Annotated in this window: 5 protein-coding genes; all 5 read right to left on the reverse strand. The window is 71.4% G+C overall.

The features are described 5' to 3' along the window. Window positions 1-5 precede the first annotated feature (5 nt). From H504_RS0106680 to H504_RS0106700, 5 genes are read right to left on the reverse strand one after another with little or no spacing between them, the layout of a single operon-like run. The gene (locus tag H504_RS0106680; RefSeq protein WP_026422138.1) at window positions 6-16,451 is read right to left on the reverse strand and encodes a toxin glutamine deamidase domain-containing protein; all 16,446 of its coding nucleotides are present in this window, start codon (window positions 16,449-16,451) and stop codon (window positions 6-8) included. A 17-nt stretch (window positions 16,452-16,468) separates the two neighbouring features. Then, window positions 16,469-16,780 carry a hypothetical protein gene (locus H504_RS0106685; RefSeq protein ID WP_026422139.1) on the reverse strand — a complete coding sequence of 104 codons (312 nt, stop codon included), beginning with the start codon at window positions 16,778-16,780 and terminating at the stop codon, window positions 16,469-16,471. After that, window positions 16,777-17,190 carry a YbaB/EbfC family nucleoid-associated protein gene (locus tag H504_RS38475; protein WP_051385568.1) on the reverse strand — a complete coding sequence of 138 codons (414 nt, stop codon included), beginning with the start codon at window positions 17,188-17,190 and terminating at the stop codon, window positions 16,777-16,779. The genes H504_RS0106685 and H504_RS38475 overlap by 4 nt, the downstream gene beginning before the upstream one ends. A 9-nt stretch (window positions 17,191-17,199) precedes the next feature. Continuing rightward, window positions 17,200-19,206 (reverse strand): hypothetical protein, encoded by a 2,007-nt coding sequence (locus H504_RS0106695; RefSeq protein WP_026422140.1) that lies wholly within the window; start codon window positions 19,204-19,206, stop codon window positions 17,200-17,202. A gap of 48 nt (window positions 19,207-19,254) precedes the next feature. Next, window positions 19,255-19,611 (reverse strand): hypothetical protein, encoded by a 357-nt coding sequence (locus H504_RS0106700; RefSeq protein ID WP_026422141.1) that lies wholly within the window; start codon window positions 19,609-19,611, stop codon window positions 19,255-19,257. Window positions 19,612-19,684 lie beyond the last annotated feature (73 nt).

Raw genomic sequence — 19,684 nt, forward strand, 5'->3', positions numbered from 1 at the left:
GCAAACTACCGCCGCCCCGCCGTCAGCTCCGGTTCGACACCGAGATCACCGGGGTCGTCCACCGGCAGCGGGCGGCCGCGCGGCGGGAACCTGAAGTGCCGCCGGTCGTCCGGGTCGGCACCGACCACCGCCGCGGTGATGTTCCCGATGACCACGGTGGACGCCAGGTGCGCGACGTACCCCGCGTCAACCGGGGTCGTCGGGAGCAGCACCCAGCCGCCCCGGTACGGCACGAGCCTGCCAGCGCCGTCGGGCAGCGTGATCACGCCGCCCCGCGCGGCCGCCGCCCGCACCTGCTCGACGAAGATCTGCTGCCGGTGCGCACCCAACGCAGCCAGCCGGTCCCGGACCGTGCGCGGAGTCGACCCGCCCAGTTCGGCCGCGGTCCGCCGGTGGTCCGCGAGCTCCTCGTCAACCTGCGTCCAGTGCTGGACCGGGTCAGCCTTCGACCGGTGGTCCCGCGCGATCCCGCTGGGTAGGCCCGAGGGGCCGCTCGCGGCGTGGATGTACTCGCCGCCAGCGGTCAACGGGATCGCGTGCACCGCGCCGAGATCCGGGATCGCGGTCGCGTTGGCATCCGCGATCGTGCCCGCCTGCGGGTCGACGAGCAGGACCCGGCCGTTGTGGTTGACCACGTTCCACGCGTGTCCGGCCAAGAGCCCACCACGCCCCGGCCTGCGGTGCCCGAACACCAGGGCGGCCGCGCCCGGACCAGCGGCCGCCACCCGGCCGATCACCTCGCCCAGCCCCGGGGCACCCGTCCCGACGAACTCCGGGTGGTGCCCCAGCCTCGCCGCCACCCAGGCCCCCGCGTCCCTCGGCGGCGCGTCCGCCGACCACCGACCCGCCACGGTGGGCTCACCGTTGTAGGTCCGGTGGAACGCCACCACCGCGTCGACACAGTTGACACCACTGCCGACCTCGGTCCGATCACCGTTGACCAGGTGCGCCCAGCCCGCCGGGTCCACGAACCGAGCACCGTCCGGTACGACCGCGCGCAGCGCCGCCGCGGCCGCCGTGCTCCCCGGCACGAGGACGTTCGAGACCGGCGACTGCGGGTCCGCGTCGGCCTCGTCCAGGGACCGCTTCACCCCGGCCACCTGCTCGACGGTGACCGCCTCGGCCCAGGTCCCGCCGACCCGGCGCAGCGGTGTCGACGCGCTACCCGGGTTCCCGGTGTCCGGCCGCTCTCCTGGCGCGGCGGACCGCCGAGGTCCACCGGCTCCCCTGACGAAATCACGCCAGAAGAGGCCGCGTCGTCGGGGCTGCGGCTGGGTGGCCGCGGGGGCAGGGGTGAGTTCGGTGTAGTCGGGTGGGGTCGTTGTCTGGTCCGGTTCGCCCGTGTACGGAGGTGGTGATGCTTCCTGGGTTGTGGTGTTGATCGGCGGGGCTTCGACCCGGGTGGTTTCGATGAGTCCGTTGCCGAGTCCGCTTGGTCCGCTGGCGTCGGTGGGTGAGTGGTAGCGGGGCAGGAAGTCTGGGTCGACCCCCTCCGGCAGGTCCGCCCGGCGGATTTGGTTGTCGTAGCCGTCGAGCTGGAAGAACTCGTCGTCGCTGACGGGGTTGGCGTTCTCGCGGGCGGGGCGGCTGGACTCGGCGAGGCTGGTTATCAGGTAGGTGACCTTGGCAGGCGCGAGGTCCTGCGGCAGGGTGTTCGCCCACGCCTGGACCTCTTCGAGGTTCACGCCCGGGGCGACGTGCAGTACGCGGCCCCGCTTGTCGGGATTGGTCTCGTGTTGCGGCGGCAGAACAGGCGCGCGCTCGTGTCGATCCCCGCTCCGCCGCACGACGATGCCGTCACCGGTGGACACGAAGTTCATATTTCCAGGAGTCCGCACGCCCGCGCGCCGCCAGGCGTGGACGAGGGTGATCATGCCCATCCGGAGGGCGTCGTCCTCCCACACGCGGATGTGGACGTCTTGGTGGGTGTGCACCACGACCGTGGTCGGCGGGGTGAGGTTGTGCGCGGTCCGGGGCTGCCCCGGCGCGGACGGCATCCCGCCCCCGGTCTCGGCGTAGAAAGTCGCGTCGGCCAGGAACAGGTAGGAGCGGCCGCCCTGCCGCACGAGGGTCACGCCCGCTTCGTCGAGTTCGGCGGTGTCCGACCGGGTGAGCGCGGTGTCGCCCGCGCGGTCGACGTTCTCGATCTCCTGGCTGTGCGTGATGTCGCCCGCGCGGACCCCCTGCGGCAGCAGGCGCAGCGAGCCCGGCACCAACCGGGCGCTCACCCGCAGGTCGAGGGTGTCTTCCTGACCCGGTGCCCGGCGCACGGAGATCCCGTTGGCGGCGTAGGACCGGTCGGTGAGCATCTGCCGCATCCCGTTGAGCAGTGACTCACCCGACGTCAGCCGGTGCAGGGCGAGTTCGGAGATCGATCCCGGCGTCGTGCTCGCCGAGGTCGACCTCGCCGCTGTGGCGACCTGGCTCGTGCCCAGCCCGCGCTGCCCCGCCGCCAGCGGTGCGCTGCCGAACTGGGCGAGGACCGCGTGGCGGATGGCGTCGGCCGAGCTGGAGCCCAGCGCCTCGACGTTCCAGGCGGCCGATGGATCGAGCACGACCTGGTCGTGTGCGCCCGCCCAGGCCTGGTCGATGGTGAGCGGGTTGTGGGTGAGCACGTCGAAGCGGGGGTCCTGGGTGGGGCCGGGCAACAGGGGTGACGTGTGCGTGTTCGGCGCGACCAGAGCCACCGTGGCTTTCACCCTGACCGGGACACGGCCTGCCCCGGCGATGGTCTGGTACTGCTGGGTCGCCCCCGGCTCGGGTGACCGGACAACGCTCATCTGCACCAGGAAGGTGACGGGGTGGCTGGTGACCTCCAAGCCGCCGTCGAACGTGGTCATCACCACGGGCTTGCGGGTGTGCGAGCCCAGTTCGCCCCTGGTGTGGCTGCCCTCGGTCTGCTGGGCGGCCGTCGTGGTCAGCGCGTAAGTAGAGGTTGTCTGCGTGTGTGGTCGCTGGGGGGCGCGCGGATCGCGGGAGTCCAGTCTCCTCGGGGCGGTGGCGTTCGGCGGCGCCACGCTGATCCGGATGTCGACGATGTCAGTGTGCGACGCCTGGTGGTGCGGTACCGAGACCACGCCCCCGCTCGCCAGCACGGACTTGAGGTTCACCTGTGCCCCGGGGCCGGTGAGCAACTGATTGAGGCTGGTGACGACCTCTGTCCGCCAGTGGGGGTCGTCGACGCCGAGCGCGATCAGTTCCGCGATCACCTTCCGGTCCAGCGGTTCGTTCAGCGCGGAGCTGTACACCGTTGTCGGGCCGTGCGCCGCGTATCCGCCGGTGTCACTTGGGCGAGAGCCGTACTCGTAGATGACGTGACCGACGTGCAGCAGCGCCTGGGAGCTCGTTTGCCCGGACTGGAGCGGTGGGACCCAGCGGTGGGCGCTCGCGACTTCTTCCGGCACGGGTAGGCCGAGCTCGGTGAAGATCCGCACCGCGTCGTGCACGGGCACCTCGACGACGAGCCCGTTCGGGACATCGACGGTCACCGTGAGCGGCGCGGTTGGGCGGTGGCCCGGGTTGGTCGGGATATCGAGGTTGCCCGTGGTTGTCATCCGGGTGTCCAGCGCCAGCCACACCGTCGAGCCGTGGTACTGGTGCACCTGCCGGGAGCCCGGCGCGAGGTCGTTGACCTCGGTCCTGCCGGGACCCGCCGTGTTCTGGCGCGACCTGGTGGAACTCACCGGTTGCTCGCCGTCCCGCCGGTGCACCAGGCGACCGTCCGTGCGCACCGCGACCAACCGCGGGTTGTGCAAGGTCGTCTTGACCGCGATCGAACCCCGCCCGGTGTTGGCCGAGCCCGGCCGGATCAGGTGCGGGGCGGTCACCTCGCCGCTGAGCGCGAGCACGGCGGAGCCGCGCGCACCGGCCTGGGACACGAGGCTCCGCAGCGCGGACGCTTCCGGGGTGCCCGGCATGGACAGTTGCGACAGCTTGGCGTGCAGTGTGCGCGGGGTCGCGGACCCGCCCCGATCACCCTCGGGGATGTGCAGGCGCCCCCAGGACGGCCACGGGGTCGACGACGGGGGTGACGTTCGCACGACCTTGGCTGTGCCGTCGCCGCTCATCGCCGTGACCTTCTTGGCGACCGCGAGCTGCAGGGCGTTCTTGACGTCGTTGGTGAGCCGGACGTGCGCGACGGCCGCGAACTGGCCGAGCAGCGCGGGCGTGACTTCCTTGGTGCCCAAGGCGTGTGGGGGCGGGTCGGCCACGTAGAGGCCGGGGGACAACGCGGACTCGGGGAGCGGCCGGGTGGCCCAGGTGAACTTGTCCGCGGCCGTGGACACGACGACCGCGTTCGGCACGGTGGTGGTGCGCTGCGCGGGTGCCGACCCGTTCGGTTGGCCGCTGTCGTTGTGCACCGTGTGCAGCACCAGGTTGCCGGGGAACTCGAGGAACAGGCCCTCGTAGGTGCTGTGCCTGCTGTCCCGCTGGTGTGTGCCCACCGAGGTCGTGGTGGAGCTTCCCCTGATCGCGCCGGAGTCGGAGCCGACGCGCATGCCTGCCGCCTCGAAGCGCCGGGACGTGGCGGTCACCTGGTCTTGCACGGTCGCCCTGGTCTGGCTGGAGGGGGTGGTCCGCGTGGGCGGGGACATCGCGGCGTTGACGTCCAGCGAGTGCCAGCGGTCGCCCGTCATCCAGGTGATCTGGTGACCGCCGTGCATGGCGTCGAGGATGACCTTCTTGGCCGACTCGGCGGTGGCGAACACCGAGCGGATCGCTGCCCGCCCGCCCTCGTCGATGCCCTCGCTGAGGGACCGCACGATCGCGCGCAGACCGGGGACGTCGACGATGTCGTCGGTGCCGATCAGGTACTCGCGGCCCGTCCCGGTGGTCCGCGGTTCGTCCCCGGGGTTCAGCGGCGCGGTCTCGGGCACCGGGAGTCGGTACCTGACCGCGGCGGGCTTGGCCAGGGTGACCATCCCGGTCACGGTTCCGGTGTGCGGGCCGGCCTGCCCCCGGCTGGTCGACTGGGCTCCATCGACGGTCACGGCCACCGACCGGTCCATCCGGTAGGTCATGACGGCCTGGCCGGAGTTGCGTTCGAGCGCGGTTTCCAGCCCGCGGGTCATGCCGCCGAACTGGTGCAACGTCCGGTCGGTCGCCATCCCGACGTTCGGGGTGACGTTCCGGTCCGCCGCCGAGGTCGTGGTGGCGGTCGCGCCGTCGCGCGCCTCGACCAACCGGTGCGAGGTGCCGACCCAGGACACCTTGAGCTCGCCCGCCGTCACCCGCACCGACCGGCCGCCGATGGTCCGGGTGATCGCCTGGTTGTCGCCCAGGCGGAGGACGTCGGTCGAGGACAGCAGCGCGACCACCTCGTCCCAGTGCTGGTGGCCGACCTGGTTCACCACGGCCCTGGTCACCTCGTGCGGGACCCGGACCCGACCGACTTCCCCGGCGAGGCCGTCTCGGTGGTCTTCCGGCCTGGTCGGGTCCGGGTCGTCCGCCGAGCGCGCGGCGGACGTGGGCTGCTCGGGGGCCGCGGTGAGCAGGGGCCTGCGCAGTTCGACGTCAACGACCTCGCTGACCTCAGTGACTGTGCTGACTTCAGTGGCTGTGCTGACTTCAGTGACGTCGCTGACTTCGGCGACCGCACCCGCCTCGTCGAGCCGGGTCGCGGTGATCGTGATCCGGTCGGGCCGGACCAGCCGGTTCTCGGTGCGGTCACCGGATGTGCGGCTGGTGCTGAACCCGGTGCTGACGGTGCCGCGTGACGCCGTGTCCCGCGCTGACCGGAACGCCTCGGTGCCGGGGAGGCCAACCATGAGGCCGCTCGCCCGGGTGGTCCCGTAGGTTCGCGTGCCGCGGTGGACATCGACGACCTCGGGTCGGTGCGCGTGCGCGGGGTACCGGCCGTCCGCGAACGCGTTCCTCGTGCTCGCGGGGTGGCCCGTCAGCAGGACGCGCACCGGCCCGGCGGGGCCGGGCACGGTGACCACGTGGCCGGTGTTGACGATGGCGTGCAGGTGGCCCAGTGTCGCGGCCACCACGGCTCGCCGCGCCCCGTCCGCCTGCTCGGGATCGGTGAACCACTCGGCGACCCGGTTCGCCAACGTCGTGCTCTTGACGCCCAGCACACCGACGCGCCGGTCGAAGGGCAGGTCGTTCGACTGGTCCAGATCCAGCGTGTTCCTGGCTCGGAGCGCGGCGCTCTGAGCGGCGCTCGCCCGTTCCGCCGCGGTGTCCCGGTGGTTTCGCGTGGACTCGGCGGCGCGGGTTATCCGATCGGACTGCTCCGTGATGGTCGCCAGGAGGTTGTCGATCCGCTCGCGCCCCTCGGCGTACGTGCCTGCGGCGAGGACCTTCTTCAGTTCGTCGTACGCCGTTACCGCGGCGGTCCGGGCATCCCAGGCCACCTCGAAGTCCGCCTTGGCCTTCTTGACCGCGTCGGCAGCGGTCAGCGCTTCGTTGACCGCGGCCCGGTACAACTCGTCCGCGGCGGCGACGGGCGCCATTCGCTGGTGCGCCGTGGTCAGCTTCGCCCGTTCCTGATTGATGATCGCGAGCTCCGCGGCCAACCGGCTCTCGTGGCCTGCCAGTTCCGCCCTGAGATCGGAGATCTCGATCGTGTTCCCGTCCGCGACCGCGTCGCGCAACGCCTCTTGGGTGATCTTCTGCCTACCGAGCAAGACGAAGACGTTGCCTTCTTGTTGTCTCAGCCGCTCCCACCTGCCCGCCAGCGCCGCGCTCACCTGTTCGCCCGTGTGGTCCTCTTGCGTCACCTGGTTCCTCGCGGCGGTGGGTGCGAGGAAGGTGGCCGACGCGGCTGCCCTGGCCGCCTCGGCGTGGGTCACTGCGGAGTTGTTGTCGCCGAACACGGCCTCGGTCTGCGCGGCGAGTTTGCGGACCAGGCGGTTCGCGTCCCGGTAGGCCTCCTGGGCGGCTGGTTCCAGGCGCGCCAGCTCGAATGGCGCCGTGTCGGTGGCGTCCTGTCTGCGGGGCGCCTGGGGTGGGGTTCGCCGCTGCCCGGTGTCAGCGGGAGTTGTGGTGTTGCGGCTTTGGCCTGCTTGGGCGGCCGAGGGTTGTTCCACAGTGGACGGTCCGTGGAAGGTGCCCGCGAGTGGGCGTGCCGTGACGTCGTCGAGTGGGGACAGGGGGAGGGAGGAGCCGTCCGGGGCGATCGGGATCGCCCAGATGTCGCCCGGGGTGGGTGGGTTGCCGACGGTGCCGGACTGGCCGTCCACATGGGACACTTCGCCGTGGAAGTTGATGATGTTCCAGGCGTGGCCGGTGCCGCCTTCGGTGATGGTGAACACGAAGGCGTCGGAGCCGTGGCCGCCGTCCCGCACTTGCTGCACGACCGCGTCGAGGGCGTGTTGGCCTGAGCCGACGTAGGTCGCCGGATGGCCGGTGCGTGTGGTTGCCACCGTGGGGGACGCCGGGCCGTCGGGTGGCAGGACGGTCAGCAGGTCCCGCCAGGCCAGGTGGACCGTCACGGCCGCGTTGACGCAGTTGACCGTCGAGTGTCCGGGGTTGATCAAGTGCAGCCAGCGGCGGAAGTCGGTGAACGGGTGTTCGCCCGTGGGGACGGCGGCGGGGTGTTCGGCCGCGCCGGTGACATACCCCGAGGCCGCGGTTCGCGGGGGTGCGACGGGGAGTGGGTGGGGGGTATTGCTTTCTTGTCCTGTGTGGAGTTGATGGGTGCGTGACGCGTCGGTTCGGGTGGGGGCGATGGGGGTGGGGGGCGCCAAGTCCTCTGTGGACACCCTGGGCAGCGCGACGCCGGTGTGGGTTGGCGAGTAGTCGACCCGGCTGACCCTCGTGTTGCCCAGCAGTTGGTCCACCCACCGCTGGACGTCCGCGTGGGACACGCCGTCGGCGACGTACAGGACTCGGCCTCGGGTGTCGTCGTCGAGCGATCGGGTGAGCGGCCGGGGCGGGTGGACGGGTGTCGCGTTCGCCTCGTGCAGGATCACGCCGTCGTGGGTGGGGGTGATGGCGAGGCCCGCGGGTGGTTGCACGCCCGCGCGCTTCCAGACGTCGGCGATGGTGATCAGCCCGGCGCGCAGGGCGTCGTCCTCCCAGACCCGGATTCGGGCGTCCTGGTGGGTGTGGATCATGACCGCGGTCGGGGCGACGGCGTGGTGGCTGGTTCGGGATTCCCCTGGTAGCGCGGTCTTCCCGGCCTCACTGCGCACGACGTAGTCCACGTCCGCGGTGAACAGGTAGGACTCCCCGCCCTGACGGACGAGGGTCACGCCGAACTCGCCCAAGGCGGTGGTGTTCGACTGCGTGATCGCGGCGTCCCGGCCCAACGCCGGGACGGCGGTGCCGTCGCCGGGTCGGGTCTGCCCGCTGTCGAAGGCCTCGGTCGCCTGCGCCACGCCCGCGAGGCCGCGGGTCACCGCGGTTGTCCGGGTGGAGCCGGACAGGCTGATGTCCTCGATCTCCTCGCTGTGCGTGATGTGACCGGGGTTCGCCCCCTGGTCGACCAACCGGAGCGAGCCCGGCACCAGGCGGGCGCTGACCTGCAGGTCGAAGCTGTCCTCGCGCAGCAGGGCCTTGGGGCCGCCGACGTTGTTGATGGTGTAGTCGTCGCCGGTGAGCATCTGGAACAGCCCGCGGCGCAGTGATTCGCCCGCGGTCAGCCGGTGCAGGGCGAGTTCGGCCATCGAACCCTGCTTTGTGTACGCCGAGGTCCGCCCCGCCGCCCTGGCGACCGCCGCGGCCTCGGGTGTCTGCCCCACCGGCATCGGCGTGGCGCCGAGTTGGGCGTAGGCGGCGTCGCGGATGGCCTTGGCCGAACTGGAACCCAGGGCCTCGACGTTCCACATGAGGTCCGGGCCGAGCAGGGTCTGGGTGATCCCGTCCACCCGGGTCGAGTCGTTGGTCAGCGGGTTGTCGGCGCGCACCTCGAAGGTGGGTGGTGCCGCGGGCTTGCGCAGCAACGGCGCGGCGTGCTGGTTCGACGCGACCAGGTCGACCGAACCGTGCACCCGGACCGGACCGCGTTCGCGACCGGTGACGATGTCGAGGCGCCGGGTCGCGGTCAGGGTCATCGCCTGCAGCGGCGGCGTGGCCATGCGCCTGCGGGTGATGGTCAGGTCGTAGGCGATGTTGTGGTTGGTGACCTCGACCTCGTCGAAGGTGGTCATCCGCATGGGCCGGTAGGTCCGCGAGCCCGGGGTGGTCTCCACGGCCGTCACCTGTTTGCCGTACCCGAGGGCCGCGCCGAGGGTGGCCAGCACCGAGCCGGGGTGACGGCGGGCGCCGCTGTGCTCGTCGGTGTACACCCCGTCGGCCTGCAGGCCCGCCGAGAACCCGTGCCCCTCGGTGGTCTGGGTCGCTTTCGTGGTCAGGGCGTACGAGTACGTGGTCTGCGCGTTGGGCAGCGTCGAGTAGTCCTTGCCCGCCTGGAACCGCCTGCGTGCCTCGCCGACCGGCACCGGGGTGACCCGGATGTCGACGGTGTCGGTGAACAGCAGGCTGTCCCTGGACACCGAGAGCACGCCCCCGCCGGTGAGCACGTCCTTGAGGTTCGCCCGCGCGTTCGGGCTGGTGAACATGTGGTTGAGCTTGTCGAGCACTTCCGCGCGCCACTCGTGCCCGATGCCGAGGTCGACGAGCCGCTGCCGCACGTCGTCCAGCGACCCGTGCAGCCGGGAGTCGTACACCGTCGCCGTGTCGTGCACGAGGTAGTCCGTGTGCACGAGCGACTGGGAACTCGGCGCGGCTGACCGCTTGACCCTGACGAGCTGGGCGGCCTGCTGGACCTGCGGGTCCACGTCCACCTTGTGCTGGTTCAGGATTCGCAGCGCGTCGTGCGCGGGCATCCGCACCCGGATCCCGTTCGGGACGTCGGCGATGACCTCGACCTGCTCGGCGTCCTTGGTGCCGAGGATCGACCGGATGCCGAGGTTGCCGGTGAACGCGTAGCGCACGTCCATCTCCAGCACCACCGTCGCACCGTCGTACTGGTGCACCTGCCGGGAGCCCGGGGCCAGCTCGTTGACCTCGACCTTCCCGAACCGGGCGTTCGCGCCGAGGGTGAACTGCGCCTGGCCGGTCAACCCGTTGTCGCGCGGGCGCGCGGTCCCGCCGACGGTGAAGGCCAACCCCGCGCCGCGCTCCCGCTCCACCACGGTGGTGACCCGGGTGTCGCCGTCGCCCCGGTCGTGCTGCAGGCCCTCCGGGCTGATCCGCACCGCTCGCGGGTTCAGGTAGGTGACCTCGGCGCTGAGCGAACCGTGCATGGTGGTGATCGCGCCGGACCGGATCAACTGTTGCGGGCTGATCACCTCGCCGTTGAGCCCGAGCACGGCCGCGCCGCGGCTGCCCGCCTGGGACACGAAGTGCGCCAACACCTCCGTGTTCACCGTGCCGGGCTCGGACAGGCTCGGCAGCTTGTAGGTCGCGACGCCGCCGTCGCTCAGGGTGGCCCGGCCCAGGCCACGGGTCGGGTGCCAGCCCGACCCGGCGGGTGGCGTCCGGACGGGCTGGGTCCGGCCGTCCGGGTACCGCACCGTGCTCCGCTTGGCGAGCGCGATCCCCAGTGCCTTCTCGATGTTGCGGTCGGTGGTGTCCACGTGCTCGACGGTGGCGAACTTGCCGAACATGGCCGGGTCCACCTTGCCGCCGGTCACCTCGGGCGCCTTGCCGAGGTGCAGGCCGGTGGTGAACGTGGTCGGTTCGTGACGCAGGTCGGGCGCCCGCAACTTGTCCGCGGGCGAGGCCACGCGCACCGCGTCCGGCACGATGACGGTGCGCGCCAGCCTGCTCTTCGTGCCCGTGCCCGTGCCTGCGGCGGGTGGGCGGGACGCGGCGGCGATCTCGTCGGCGGTCGGTTGGATGAGCCGGTGCTCCGCGCGGGGGCCGAACACCATCCGACCGATGGCCCGCTGGAGCGGGTTCGGCAGGACGCCCTTGGTGAGGGTGAGGTCCAGCCGCAGCTCGCCAGGGAACTCGTAGTGTTCGCCCTGTTGGGTGGTGTTCCGGCTGGTGCGTTCGCGCACACCGACCGAGGTCGTGCCCGCACTGCTCATGGTCGCGTTGAAGGAGACCAGCGGTCCCCGGTACTTGCTGCCGTTCGCCCTGGTGAAGCGCGGGTCGATGGTCACCCGGCTGGCGACGCGCCTGCCGGTCGCGCCGGAGCGCTGGGACAGCGAGGTGACCTGGTCCTGGACCGTCGCCCGGGTCTGGCCGGACGCGGTGACCCACTCGGATGGGGTGATCGAGGCGCGGATGTCCAGCACGTACCGGTGGTTGCCCGCCGTCCAGGTCACCTGGCGACCGCCGTGCAGGGCGTCGAAGATGAGCTTCTTGGTCAGCTCCTCGGTGCCGAACGCCCGGCGCACGGCCGCGCTGCCGTGCTGGTCGAGGCCCTCGGCGACCCGGTCGGCGATCTCCGCCGCGCCGGGGACCTCGATGATCTCGTCGGTGCCGATCCGGTACTCGCCCCGGTGCGGGCCGATGCCGGTCTCCGCGAGCAGGCGCGGGGGGACCGGCAGTCCGTGCCGGGACGCGGCGGGCACCGTCAGCGGGACCAGGCCGGTCACGGTTCCACTGTGCGAAGTGGACCCCGCCGACGTGGTGACGGTGACCGTCACCGGCCGGACCAGTTGGTAGTCCAGGATGACCTGGTTCGAGTTGCGTTCGACAGCGGCTTCGAAACCCCGGCTCATCCCGCTGGTCTGCTGGCTGGCGAGGTCGACGAACCCCCCGACGGACAGGTTGGTGGCGCTGTCGGACTGGCCCGCTCCGATCCCGGCGCCCAGCAGGGCGTCGCTGCCCTTGAGCGTGGCCGAGGTGACGGTCGCACCGGTGCGCTGTTCCATCGTCCGGTTGGAGTCACCGACGAAGGACGTGGTCAGCGGGTCCGCGACCACCCGCACCGTCGCGCCGCCGATCTCCCGGGTCATCTCGCCGTTGTTGGGCAGCCGCAGGACATCCGACGAGCGCAGCAGCGCCACCACGTCGTTCCAGTGCTTGATGCCGACCTCGGCGGCCACCGCCCTGGTGAGCTCGTGCGGAATCCGGATCTCGGCTTGGCCTGCGAGCGCCTGCTGGACGTCCGCGTGGATGAACGCCGGGGAGCTGTCCTCGACCGAGTGGCGGTCGGTGGCGAGTGAGCTGACGATTGATCTGCGGTCGCCGAGATCGGCGGGTTTGGTCTGGTCGTGGACCTGGGGCGTCGTCAAGTCGATGGGTGACCCGGTGGTGGAGTCGGTGTTGTCGAGTCCGTGCGGGCCGAACAGGGCCGAGAAGAAGTTGTCCTCGTCGACCTCAGTGCTCGCCCTGGCCACGGTGGTGGTGATGTCGATGGGCGGCTCCTCCGCCAGGTCGACGATCGAGGTGATCCGGGTGGGCGCCGTCCCGGCGATGTCCTGGCCCGCTGGTTCGGCCGATTCCGGGACGGCGTTGGGGATCGGCTCGGCCAGGTCGTCCGGTGCGGCGGTGATCGGCGGCACCTGCAGTTCGACCGGGGCGGCGTTGGGGATCGGCCCGGCCAGGTCGTCCGGTGCGGCGGTGATCAGGGGCACCCGCAGTTCGACCGGGACGATCTCGGTCGCCTCGTCCGCCGTGTCGAGCCGACGCGCGGTCATCTCGATCCGTTCGGGCACCACCGATCGGTTGCCGGTGCGCACACCGGGTCGGTTGGTCGTGCTGAACTGCACGACATCGGCTTCCCGCCGGGTCACGCCCACCGAGACCCCGCCCCGCACGAAGGGCGTGTCGCCCAGGACCGGCAGCACCCCGGTGACCGGGAGACCCGCGGTGCGGGCGGTCGCCGAGGTGTCCGACTTGGCGGTCTGCTGGTCGTGGCTGACGACCTTGACGACCTCGGGCCTGCGCGGCACCGGGTTGGTGTCCCCGGTCATGACGTCCACCCCGATGGGGCGGCCGGTCAGCAGCACGCGCACCGGGCCGCCATCGGTCCGCACGGTGACCACGTGACCGCTGTTGACGATCGCGGGCAGGTGGTCGCGCATCGCGGTGGTCACGGCGGCCCGGACCGCGCCTGCCACATCGGGATCGGTGAACCACGCGGCGGTTCGGCCGGGCAGTGCCCCGGTGGTGACCCGCACCGCGTCGAACCGGTTGTCGAAGGGCAGGCCGCTGGCCAGCGCGGCGGTCACCTGGCTCTTGACCTGGTCCACGGCTCGCCTGGCGATGTCCGCCGCGCGGTTCGCGATCGCCGCCGCCTCCAGCGCGTCGTCGGCCGCCCGCTGGTACGCGTCCTCCACCCGGCGTACTTGGCGCAAGGTGTCTCGCAGTTGCTCGGGCTCCTCGGTGTACTCCGAGCCCCATGTGTCGCGCGTCAGCAGCTCGCCGTGCAACTGCTGCGCGTTCTGCTTGGCTTGTTCGGCGGCCTTGACGACCTCCTCGGCGCGGGCAACCGCGTCCCGTGCGGCCATGGCCTGCTCGATCGTGGTCTTGTGGGCTTCGGTGGCGGTGTGCGCCACGTCCAGCGGCCGCCCGGCCTCCGCCAGTCGCGCCCGCTCCTGCTCGAAGATCCCGAGCGCCGCGTGCAAGGCGTTCGTGTCGTCTTGGGCCAGGACCCCGAGGGCCGCGATGCCCTCGGCGTCCACGCCGGTCCGGGTCGCTTCGTACCAGTTGTCGTAGGACTCCTTCTGCCTGGCGAACAGTTCCCCGATGCGCGCGGGCAGGTTCACCAGCGCGTTCCGCCTGCCCCCGATCCGCGCGTCCACCTGGCCCGCGGTCAGGTCCTCGTTCGCCACCCGGTCCATCGCGGCGGTGGCAGCGGTCGACGCCACCGCGACCGCCTTCTGCGTCTCCGCGTACCGCGCCTGCGCGATCTGGAGCGCCGCCTTGGCTTCCGTGACCACCTGGTTGGCCCTGAAGGCGACCTCCGCCACGATGTCGTGGATTGACGGGTCGTCCGAGTCGGTGCTCTGCCTGCTGAGCCGACCGTCGGTGTCGTCGGTGCCGCGGAACGAACCGGCGAGTTCCCGGGGCTCGGCGCCCGCGGTCGGGGTCACCTCGGCGAAGGTTCCGTCCGGGTGGATCATGATCACCCAGACCGGGCCCGCCGCGGGCGGCCTGCCGACGATCCCGGTCTGAGCGTCCACATGCGACACGACGCCGTTCAGGTTGACCGTGTTCCAGACGTGCCCGACACCCGTCTCCGGGATCACGGTGAACACCAGGGCCTCCGACCCGTGCCCACCCGCCTGGACGAGCCGCGCCACCGAGTCGAGGGCGGCAGGCCCCTCGCCGATGAACCCCGCCGGGTAGCCGACGCGTTCGGTCGCCACCGAGGCGGACACCTGCTCGCCGGTCGCCGTGCTGGGCCGCCCCTGCCAGTTCTCGTGGAACGCCACGGCCGCGTTGACGCAGTTGACCCGCGAGTCGCCGGGGTTGACCCGGTGCAGCCAGTGGGTGAAGTCGGTGAACGGCCGCTCGACCGGCGCCGCGATCTCCACCGGCCGGGTGGTCGAGCCGTTCGCCCGGGTCGTGGTTTCGGGCGAGACCCGGCGTGCCGTCGCGTCCCCGGCGACGGCCTCGACAGCCGCTGTCCGGGGGGACTCGGTGCGGGACGCGGGAGCCTGCGTGCGCGGCCGGTCCGCCGCTTTCCGCGTACCGGCTTCCTTCGGCACCGACTCGGCCTCGGGCCGGACGGTCTTCGCTTCCGGGGTGCCCGTGGGACGGGTGGCGCGGGTCGTCGAGGTGGTGGCCTCCTGGCCCGCGGTCGCCGCGACCTCGCGCTGCCCCCGAACGCCCTTGGCCACCTCCGGCGCCGTGGTGGCCGGGGTCTGCGCCTTGGCGGCGGTGGTCGCGGCCGGTTCCGACGACGACACCTGCCTGCTGGTCGACTGTCCGGCCGTGGTCGTCTCGGTGGTCGCCCGCCCGGTCGTCTGACCGCTGGTCTGGCTGGTCGACTGGCCCGTTCGCTGCCCGCTCGACGACCGGTCCGCCGCCGTCTGGCTCTCCGCCGTCCGTCCGGTCGCTGCCTTGCTCTCGGCTGTCCTGTTCTCCGCTGTCTTGGTCTCCGCGGTCTGGGTTTCCGTTGTCCGGCTCGGTGTCGCCTGGTTCGCCGTGGTCTGACTTGCTGTGGTCCGGTCGAGCGTGGTCTGGCTTGCCATCTGGTTCGGCGTGACCTGGACCGGCTCTGTGTGGGCAGGCGCGGTCTGGCTCGGCGTTGTCCGGTCTGGCGCCGCTTGTCCCCGCGCCTGCTGGTTCTGCGCGGTCCGCTCGGGCGCCTGCTGACCCGGTGTGGTCCGCTCGGGCGTGGTCTGACCTGCTGTCTGGTGCGCCGCTGCCTGGTTCGGCGCTGTCTGGTGTGCCCCGGCTTGGTTGGCCGTGGTCTGCCCGGCCACCGCCGATGAGCCGGTCTCCGAGCCTGCCCTGGACTGGCCGTGGGTGGCCGCCGGGATCGCGGTCGCGGCCTGCGTGCTCGGGGTCTGGCCGGGAACAGTCTGGCCGTTCGCCGGGTGTCCCGCCTGGGTTGCGGGGGAGTACGGCGGTGGCGGCGTTTCCGGGTGCTGTTCCAGGTGCGACTTCTCGGGTGTCTTGCTCGTCGCGCCGTGGGCGATGATCGCGGCACCGGCGAGCGCGGCGTGGTTGCCGTGTCCGGCTACCCGGCCCGCGGCGCCGCCGATGCCGGAGATGGCACCGGAGGTGGCGGAGAAGACGTTCATCTGGAACTGGCCGGTGGTGATGTAGTTGTACAGCGCCTCGGTGAAAGCCTCGTGGAAACCCTCCACACCTACCTCGACGATGACCTCGGGCATGGTGTGCGCCCAGGACTGGGCCAGGTGCGCGAACTTCGCGAACTTGGCCATGACGCCCTCGACACCGGCCGTGGCCAGGTGCGCCAGCATCTCGCCCACGCCGCCCAGCGGGAGCATGAGCACGCCACCGAGGGCGCCGACGCCGACGGCGTTGACGGTGTAGTCGGTGTTCCAGGTGTGCCGGGTGCCCATGGCGAATTGGATCGACTGGGTGAGCACGTCGATGACGACCTGGAACGCGATGCCGATCAGTTCCGCCTGGACGAACTGGATGAACAGCCTGCCCAGCAACGTTTTCAGCAGGTAGCGCACGATCGCCAGCCGCGCGGCGAGCCAGGCGATGCTGGCGCCCGCGGTCATGTACGAGGACGCGATGGCCCAGGCGATCTCGGCGACCAGCGCGAACAGGCTCAGGATCGAGACCAGCTTGACGTACTCGACGTCCACGGCCAGGTCGCGCAGGAACGTGCCCAGGGCGTGGAACTGTTCCGCCGCCGCGTCGAGGTAGTTGTCCGAACCTTCCACGAACGGCGCCATCTGTTGGGCGAACGCGCGTTCGGCGCTGCCCGAGAAGGTGCCCATGATGGTCTGCACGGCTTTGAGCAGTTCGGGCCGGAGTTCGCCCGAGAGCCGCTGCGCGGTGGTGTCCCACGCGTCCGCGAGTTCGCGCAGCTTGCTCTCGTCCGCGTCCGGCCACTCCTCCCCGGTGAGTACGAGAAAGAGCTTGCGCACCTCGTCGGGGACCATCATGGACATCGGTTGTTCGTCCTCGCTCAGTCCGGCTGGACGACGGCTTCGGCGTCGTCGGATGTCTCGGCGAACACGCCCGCGGTCTTGATGGTGCGCGAGCCCGTCTGGGTCAACGTGCGTCGCAGCAACCGCAGGAACCCGGTCGCCTGCTGCTCGGTCGGTCGGTACCCGGTGTCGAACCGCTGGCCCATCTGGCCGGTGCCGCCCGCGCCGGCCGCCTTGTCCACCGCGGCAAGGTGTTTGTCGCAGATGTCGACGGCGATGTCGGCCACCCGGTCCAGGTTGACCCCGCCGTTGCGCAGGGCCTCCGGGTCGACGCTGAGCCGGTCGCTCACCTGGTCCACATCCGCTCGGCGTCGGTGATGGCGGTGTCGAACATCGCGGCGATGTCCGAGCTCACCTCGTCCGGTGTGGACGATCCGAACCCGTTGGGCACCACACCACCGGGCAGCACGTCGGCGAAGATGCCCTGCGTGGTCACGGCCGACTCCCGCTGGGCCTTGGTGACCGCCTCGACCACCCTGGCGCACAGTTGGGCGGGTGGCATGCTGCGCCAGCGCTTGCTGATGAACCGCACCTCGACGAGCTGACCCTGACCGTCCACTGTGGCCTCGACCACCCGGTCCGTCGAGGTGACCACCGTGGTCACCTCCGCGGACCGGCGCAGCGCCGCGGCGATCAGGCCCTGCTGCTCGCGCAGCTCGGCCAGCGCCGCGGCCAACTCCCCGTTCGGTGGTACCGACACCGTCGTCTCCTATTCCGCTGTCGCTTGCGCCGTCGGCGCGGTCTCGTCTTCGATCGGTTTCCGGGTGACGGGCGCGGCCGTCCGCAGGTGCACGTGCCGGGCGGCCACTGGCTCGTCGGTCTCCGGGGCGACCAGGTCGGGGTGCCCGAGCACGCCGAACCCGGCCTGGCTCTCGGTGCCCCAGAACTCCTCGTCCTCCGACAGCCAGGTCTCGCGGTCGCGTTCCTTCTCCTCGCGGTTGCCCCCCGCCCCGCCGCCCGCCATCGGCGGCATGAAGGGCATCCCCCCGAGCCCCGATGAGGTGTCCCGGCTCGCGACCGTGCCGGGCAGCCCGGCCGCCTCCGGGGCGATGGTGTTGAAGTTGGGTGTGTTCCCCGCCCAGTTCGACCAGCCCGTGGGCGAACCGGCGTCGAACGCGTCGGACCCGGGCGCGCCGACCCCGCCGCCGGTGCCGCCCCAGGAATCCGGAGCACCGCCACCCGCGCCGCCCCCGCTCAGAGCCGGCAGGGTGGCTCCGTCCGAAGTAGACACCGGGTTGATGTGCGCCGAGCCCCCGGCCGAACCGGTGCTGGGCAGCGCCACCTGGTCCTTGCGCGGCTGGCCGGGCAGCGACGCCGAGGGCGTCCAGCCGTCGTCGCCGGTCGTCGGGTGGCTGCCGTTGGGCAGCGTACCGGTCGACTTGTCGCCGGTGGTCGTGCCGGGCAGGGTGGGCAGCACCAGGCCGCCGCCGGGCAGCACCGGCAGCGTGGTTCCCGTCGTGCCGCCGCCGGGCAGCACCGTGCTGGTGCCGCCGTTCGGGAGGTTGGCTCCGCCGCTCGCGCCGTTGGTGAGCGGGAAGTCCACCGATCCGGCGGCGCCGCCGCCGGGGAGGTTCGCGGTCGGGTCGCCGATGCCGCCGGTACCGCCCACCGAGCCGTCCGGTGGGGTGAGGCCGCCCGCGCCGATCAGCGAGGCGTCCGGGACGTCGGGTGGGAGCGAGCCGACCGTCGGTGGCTGGTTGGTCTTCAGGTCGACCAGGCCCTTCCCGCTGCGCCGGTAGGCCGCCTCCAGCTTGGCGAACTCGGTGCGGGCCAGTTGGTCCATGGTGGACAGTTCGGTGAGCACGATCGAGCTGATGGTCTGGTTGAACGCGTCCCACAGACCGGCGGACATCAGGCTGCCCGCGACGCCGTTGAACTCGGCGGGCATCGGGTAGGCGAAGAGGTTGGGGCGGTAGCTGGACAGGATGCTCCGGATGTACTCCTCGGCCGCGGTCTTCCCGCCGTTGGCGTAGTAGTCGTCGAGTTGGTAGGGCGGGTTCTTGTCCTTGGTACTCTTGTCGAGACCGTTGTCCACCACCCACTCGTTCACGCTGTTGAGCACGTTGTTCACGTTGTTCACCGGCGAGTTGAGCAGCGCGTTGCGGTGGTCGTACCAGATCTGGGCCATGTTCTGGCCGAACGCCCGCAGCGCGAGCGAGGCCTCCGCGAGCCCGGCGACGGCACCGGGGACGCGGTCGAGGGTCAGTTGCCGGTGCACGTCGCCGAAGGTGAACGCGAGCCGTTCCAGGTTGGCCTGGATCGCGTAGGCGGCCTTGCCCTTGAGGTCGGCGTCGTCGCCGCCGAGGTCGTCGGCCCACCGCTTGGTGGTGGACTGGCCCAGTTCGAGGAAGCGCACGTACTTGTCGGTGACCTGGGTGGCCTCCCGCAGCAGCGGCACGTCCATCAGGCCCGCCTTGCCCGAGGCCAGCCGGGGGACCATCCCGTCGATGGCGTGGTAGGCCGTCGACCAACTGTTGAGCGCGGTGGTGTTGACGTCCACACCGAAGTAGTAGGTGTCCCAGGCTTGGTAGCCGTAGTTGTTCGCGGCCGACCCGGGCGCGGCGAACTTCAGCCACGCGTTGGGCGCCTCGCCCGTGCCCGTCCCGCCGTCGGCGACCGCGTGCAGGTCGCCACCCAGGCCGGTGACGGCGAACAGGATCTGTTCATAGGTGGCGGCGCTGAAGTCGCCGGACACGGGGACGACGGGGTCGGCCATTGCTGCTCCTGCCTGTGTGGACGGTGTGGGCGCGGTGGGTGGTGTTGGTCAGTGCCCCGCTGTGTTGAGGTCCGGGTACTCGGCCACGAACCGGCTGATGTCGTACTGGGCGAGGTCGTCGGTCTCCTTGAACACGCCCTTGGCCGCCACCAGCGCGTTGCGGAACTTCACGATCGCCTGCCGGATCGACTCGTTCTGCTGGTCGATCGTGCCGCCGAAGTGCTTGCCCTTGGTCACCAGGTCCTGCGCCGCCTGCCACTTCTGCGTGCCGGGCTGGGTGCTGAAGTCGGCGTTGAGCGGGTTGGTGGCGGAGTCGGTCGCCTGGTGCAGCAGCAGGTCTTCTAGCTGGTTGAGCACGTCGATGAGCTGGTCGTAGCGGTTCTCGTCGAAGGTGATGTCGGCCATCTGCCGCCTCCTGTGGACTGTCCGAGTGGATACGCCGGACCGCCGCACGCCCGGGGTGGGCGTGCGGCGGGGT

The sequence above is a fragment of the Actinokineospora inagensis DSM 44258 genome, from assembly GCF_000482865.1.
GTDB lineage: Bacteria > Actinomycetota > Actinomycetes > Mycobacteriales > Pseudonocardiaceae > Actinokineospora > Actinokineospora inagensis.